This is a genomic window from Gilliamella sp. HK2 (assembly GCF_001690265.1).
Lineage (GTDB): Bacteria > Pseudomonadota > Gammaproteobacteria > Enterobacterales > Orbaceae > Gilliamella > Gilliamella apicola_C.
In genome coordinates this window covers 1-5,546 of the sequence record NZ_LZGV01000017.1, presented here as the reverse complement: position 1 = coordinate 5,546, position 5,546 = coordinate 1, and the positions used below count along the sequence as shown (strand labels likewise).

The following is a 5,546-nucleotide window of genomic DNA, read 5'->3' as shown; positions in this document are numbered from 1 at the left end:
CCCCAAACTTAGTACACAACTCACGAAGAAAATCATGCTGCTTGTTTTAGTGTTTTATACTCAATCGGTGTCACGTTATTTAGTGCCTCATGCGGTCTTTCGGTGTTATAAATGGTTAGCCATTCTTCGGTTACCTTTCTTGCTTGTTCTAGATTATTAAATAGATATAAATCGAGCACTTCAGTGCGATAGGTACGATTAAATCGTTTAATATAGCCATTTTGATACGGGCTACCGGGCTGGATATAATCAATGGTTATACCATGTAATTTAGCCCAGTTTATAAAGGTTTTTCCTGTAAATTCTGGCCCATTATCGACCCGTATTTTTAATGGATACCCATGATATTCGGCCAGTTTATCTAAGTAACGGGTAATCCTTACGCCTCACGATTAAAGTCATCGATGACATTGAATGTTCTAAAGCGACGTTGATTACGGCTACTGTCACTCATAAAATCCATTGACCAACATTCACCTTGTTTATTGGGGACTAATAACCTTTCTGGGCATCGTGGAGGAATGCGTTTTTTACGCTTTACCCTGAGATTAAGCTTTAATTCACAATACACCCGATATACCCGTTTATGATTCCATTGATAGCCGAGCTTTCTGATACGATTAAAACATTTAGGAAAGCCCCAGCATAAATGCCGGTCTGTGATAGCATTCAACACCGAAACAATCACCGAACCATCCTGTAACTTAGGTTGATAATAGTAAGCACAACGGCTTAAGCCTACAATGGCACAGCTCATAGCAATAGTAACTAAATGATTTTGTTGTAGTTGCTGTGCCCACGTTTTACGTGCCCCAGTTGGCACTAAAGCTTTTTTATGATTTCTTCCTGAAGCTGGGATTTTAAGCTCAGTTCGGCAAACATCTGCTTAAGCTTGCGGTTTTCAGCCTCTAGCTCCTTTAATCGTTTGATATCCGACATTTCCATTCCACCGTATTTTTCTCGCCATTTATAGAAAGTTGAATTACCCATGCCCTATTTACGGCACAGCTCTTTAACGGGAATACTTGCCTCTGCTTCTTTTAAAATAGCTACGATTTGATGTTCAGTCTTTTTTTTCATAATTAAATCCCCTTTACTTTTATCATAGAGAATTTTCTACTTTTTTGCTGTACTATTTTAGGGGATAGTTACACATATAGAATAGATTGCTGTAGCTCTTCAAAATGATTCTCAGCTTGTAATAAATGATGTGTTGGAACATCTGCTTGATAGAGATTTAAAACAGAAATTAAATTAGATAGGTCAGGTTGCCCATTTTTAGGGCGTAGGGTATCATTACTATTAGCCATAGCATTACTCCGTTTAATGTTTGTGGTTAGATCCCTTGATAGTGTTGCGAGCACATCAGGGGATTGCTTTTTGTGGTTCTTACCTCTATAATGGTTCATACCGTTCATATTTAATCTACCTCAAAGGTATGCACCGGTGCAAGAGAAAAAAGATAAGAAGAAAACTGACCGCTCAAACAGCACGAGAAAAATTATTAGATTTGAAGATAACCTACTAAAGGAAATTGAGCGACAAACAAATAAAAACGGTGAATCATTCTCTGGCTGGGTGAAAACGCATGTAAAATGAGATTGGGAGAATAATTTATGAAAAAAATAGTATTATTTATTATAGTAATCGCTATTGCTGGGTATTTTGTATATAATAAATGGAATGCTCCTTGCTCGCCCAAGGATGTTCTCTGCCAAAAGAAAGAATAACTAAAATCTTTTCGAACGCTTCCGAAATCTACCCAATTTTTTAACTCTGCGCTATTATAAGAACGTGCTTTAAATGCGTGACGCTTTGGCACAATCTCAATGATTCTAATTGTTTCTACTTTCATTGAAAATTCCTTGTTAATTGGTTTGAGTGATTGAATAGAGGCAACTGTAATAGGTTGCCTTTTTTATTACCGAACGCGAGTAATCCCATCGTTGGGGCTAATTAAATTAGCAAGAGCATTAAACCGTCTACTCACTTCTCTAATTGCTTCTGTCGGTGAATCGATTTCTTTAAATACGGATGTTTCAATCTGTTGTAAACAAATCAACATACCTAATTGAACTTCATCAGCATTTTTTCGCTTACCCGTAGATAAACCAATCATTTTATTTTCAGCTCTAGCGAGGTTTATATAGTGATATTTCTCTACTCCTTGCATAGTTGATAATGAATCTCTACTTTCATGGTAATAGGCTAATGAGTCACGTTTTATGGCTTCACGCTTACGACTAGCAGCAAAGGCTTTGGTTACATCTAATTTAAATCTAACAATATCTTTATAATTCTTACCTCTAATTAACCGAGATATAAAATCAAATTGGATTTCATTTAGTAATACATATTTAATTTTACTTGCACCAGTTCGGTGTTTGCACGTTTCGATTTGAAATGGAAGCGTGCCTAATTCCCGAAGCTCACTTTTATTTTTATTAACTAAAGATATCAAACTCAAATGCTTAATTCCCATTTTTTTAGCTACTAAACGGCTATCTATTCTTGGTTCTTTATGTTCAATTAATTCAATGTCATTTTTTGTAATTAAATCTGTCATTATTACCACTCCTAACGTGTCGAAAAATCCCTCTTTTGGCCAAATTTAGGCAAAGGGATACCGTCGGCTCAAAAATGAGCTTTGCTATAAAATCAATTAATTAAGCTGCTTTACTTGGGTAAAGTGCTAAAATTTGGCTGATATCTGAATCAGTTAATAAGCTATTTTCATAACTAAGAATCAGATTAACTACCTTTTGAGCATCTTCCCTATTGGCTAGGTAATAGCGATAATGTGATCCTATTCCGTCGGTATTAGGTTCATCCATGCGCTTTAATGTGATGCCTAACTTTCTTTCTAGTTCTGAACAATAATTCCTACCGCTAGAAAGCCTACAGGTGCGTAATATCTCATTTTCGGTAATACCATTGTCACCAGTACACGCAATTAATAGGTAAGCTCTCGGCTTTTTAGGTAGCTTTTTATAATTAGATTGGCTATGATTGGAGGTGTCTAATAAGTTCCAATCTAAGCCCTCGATTATTTCACGGTATAGAGGGTTTTGCTTTATCACCATTATGCTACCTCACGACGTTCTACTCTGCGAGATTCAAGCCAAGAGTAAATCTCATCAGCTCGATAGCCAACACGGCGTAAACCGATTCTAATTTTTTGCGGAAAAGTTTTATCTTTCTTCTCTAGCGTGTAAAGGCTAGTGTCAGATTTGAAATGTAGTAAGGTTTTTACTTCTTTTTTGGATAGGATTTGATTGGTCATTAATACTTTCTCCGTTTAATTATAACTAACAGATACAAATATTAAATGTTTAATAGCGTAATGTCGCTAACCACTTTATTTGCTAAATATTTCCGGAAATAATTTAATTAGTAATTATTCCGGAAAGTTTTATATTATAAATATTTATGTTTTATAATTATTACATGAATCTACGATCAAATACTCTAGAGGTAAATTCTTTAATAGTTTTTTCTGCAATGGTTTTTTTAAAATTATCCGGCGTCATACTTCTATCGTTTGGGTATAATAATTTAACAATTTCTGGATATGTTAATGTATTACCAGTAATCAGTTGCCATAAATATAAATCTATATAAGCCAATCTTGGTTGAGTTATCCATTTCCTAAATTCTGTATCGCTTATCCTTTTATGACTTTTATTGCTTTTATTTGAAGGGTGTTTTTCTCTTTTTTGATTTAGCCAAATTTTAAAGTCTTCTATAATTTTATCGTCACTATACATCAAATCAATTTCAACAATATTATCTTCAAACGTATTTGATTTATCCCAAGTGATATTTTGAAATACTTCACTATCAAATACTCCATCGTAATCATCAGATTTAAAGTGTTCTGGAAAATCAAATAAATCTTTATCCAATAGTCTCAAAAGAGCCTTTAATCCTTGTAATGATGATTCATCTTTATAGATATTCTCTAATATTGATAAAAAGTTGATAGCATTAAATTCATTTATAGCTGAATCATTATCTGGGCAATCCATAACTCCTAATGTTAAAGCTTTTTTTGACGAGAAAAAGTGGAGTGTTTGCAAAAAATAATTTATATTTGCTCCATTTTCAATGTCCCGTTTAAAATTATGATAGATTGAAATATTTCTAGTGGCTAAATGCATACTTAATTCATTACGAGTATAATTTCTTACGTCAGAGTAATTCTCAATATTAAACCAATCCAAACTATTAAAATTTAGATTTCCCTTATCTTGAATTTTTTCCTCTGAATCAGAAATAAATGAAATTTTATCCATACGCCCCTCACGCCCCTAATAGATATTTGCGCCAGTTCGCTAGGGTTGCGAATGTTCGGGGATCAGCCTAGACGCAAATAATACAGTAATATACAGTTAGGTACATTATAGCACTGTGTTTATGTACATAAAATAGGGGGTATTACTTTTGGTTTTCTAAATAGGATAAAAGCTTATTCAAGCTTTCATTTAGTATGATATTTGTATTTTGTTCAGATATACCTAAATTAATACAATTTATTGAATATTTTTCTTTATTTTTTTCTATATCATTAGCCGCTATCTTTAACCCATTTATAATGCTATTACCATAAATCATCTTTGCATTTAATAAGGCAGATTGAGGTATATTTCCCCAACAATGGAGCATGAATAAAATATCAATGATATCTTTATATGGTGGTTGTGTGGCTCTGTCGGCGTTAGCTAAAAGCTTAGTGTAGAAACAGCTTTCTTTATCTAAATATGGTATAGGAAATAATTTATCTTGTTTTCCTGTTAACTGATATTTTTCAAAGCTAACAATTTCAAGTTTTATGGGTTTTGGATTTTCTTTAATAAATGCACGTACAGCGTAACGGTCAAAAGATATCTCTCTAATATATTGAAATTCTCTTGTAACCAAGAGTCCTAAACTATCCGAGGTTACCGTATTTCTTACTGCTCTATAGGATTCAATAGTAGGGCACAATAAATCTATATCAATTGATTCCCTAAACTCATTTAATTCTAATGCTATTCGAGTTCCACCGCCAAAATAAATATTGTTATCTACTAAAAAATCGACATTAAAATTATTTAATAAATGCGCTATTATTTGGTGATGAGTTAACTTATATGGCATAAATTAGACGCACGTAGGTAGGAAATAACCATTTCCGTACTCTTTAATAAGTTTATGGATTAATTTTTTTTCATTGGCAGCAAGCTTTACATCTTTAATAAAGCACCATCTTCTTTCATAAATTTTGAAAGCTTCGTCTTCTGGAATTGTCTTTCCTTGATAGTCCCACAAAATTTTATTTAATGCAGGATATCTATTTACTTGGATATTTTGCATTCATTATCTCGTTAAAATAAAAATCACATTTAAATAAATTGACGGCAACCATTTAATAGATATACAGGTTCTAATAATTCCCTGTGTTTAAAAGTATATAACTGAATATATATGAACACAACTTAATTATGTTAGAATTACAGAATTAAAATAACACTTGAAGATAAAGAAATGAGAGCATTTGCAAAAAA

Annotated in this window: 8 protein-coding genes and 1 pseudogene; all 9 read right to left on the bottom strand. The window is 33.0% G+C overall.

Features of this window, described 5'->3' with window-relative positions:
• Nucleotides 1-32: 32 nt before the first annotated feature.
• Nucleotides 33-1,080, bottom strand: a pseudogene (locus A9G45_RS01605) (IS3 family transposase).
• Nucleotides 1,081-1,148: 68 nt separating this feature from the next.
• Nucleotides 1,149-1,418 (bottom strand): hypothetical protein, encoded by a 270-nt coding sequence (locus A9G45_RS01595; RefSeq protein WP_065566596.1) that lies wholly within the window; start codon nt 1,416-1,418, stop codon nt 1,149-1,151.
• Nucleotides 1,419-1,504: 86 nt separating this feature from the next.
• Nucleotides 1,505-1,855 carry a hypothetical protein gene (locus tag A9G45_RS14255; protein ID WP_065572349.1) on the bottom strand — a complete coding sequence of 117 codons (351 nt, stop codon included), beginning with the start codon at nt 1,853-1,855 and terminating at the stop codon, nt 1,505-1,507.
• Between the two features lie 66 nt (nt 1,856-1,921).
• Nucleotides 1,922-2,566, bottom strand: coding sequence for a Rha family transcriptional regulator (locus A9G45_RS01585; protein WP_065566594.1), 645 nt, complete (start codon nt 2,564-2,566; stop codon nt 1,922-1,924).
• A gap of 100 nt (nt 2,567-2,666) precedes the next feature.
• A complete protein-coding gene (locus tag A9G45_RS01580; RefSeq protein ID WP_065566593.1) occupies nt 2,667-3,083 on the bottom strand; it encodes a hypothetical protein in 417 nt (138 codons plus the stop codon).
• Nucleotides 3,083-3,283 (bottom strand): helix-turn-helix transcriptional regulator, encoded by a 201-nt coding sequence (locus tag A9G45_RS01575; RefSeq protein WP_065566592.1) that lies wholly within the window; start codon nt 3,281-3,283, stop codon nt 3,083-3,085. The genes A9G45_RS01580 and A9G45_RS01575 overlap by 1 nt, the downstream gene beginning before the upstream one ends.
• A 160-nt stretch (nt 3,284-3,443) precedes the next feature.
• The gene (locus A9G45_RS01570) at nt 3,444-4,295 is read right to left on the bottom strand and encodes a DUF6387 family protein (RefSeq protein ID WP_065566591.1); all 852 of its coding nucleotides are present in this window, start codon (nt 4,293-4,295) and stop codon (nt 3,444-3,446) included.
• Nucleotides 4,296-4,437: 142 nt separating this feature from the next.
• Nucleotides 4,438-5,139, bottom strand: a complete 702-nt coding sequence (locus A9G45_RS01565) for a nucleotidyl transferase AbiEii/AbiGii toxin family protein (protein WP_065572348.1) — start codon at nt 5,137-5,139, stop codon at nt 4,438-4,440.
• Between the two features lie 3 nt (nt 5,140-5,142).
• Nucleotides 5,143-5,355: a hypothetical protein gene (locus A9G45_RS01560; protein WP_065572347.1), complete on the bottom strand. Its 213-nt coding sequence runs from the start codon at nt 5,353-5,355 to the stop codon at nt 5,143-5,145.
• Nucleotides 5,356-5,546: the final 191 nt, after the last annotated feature.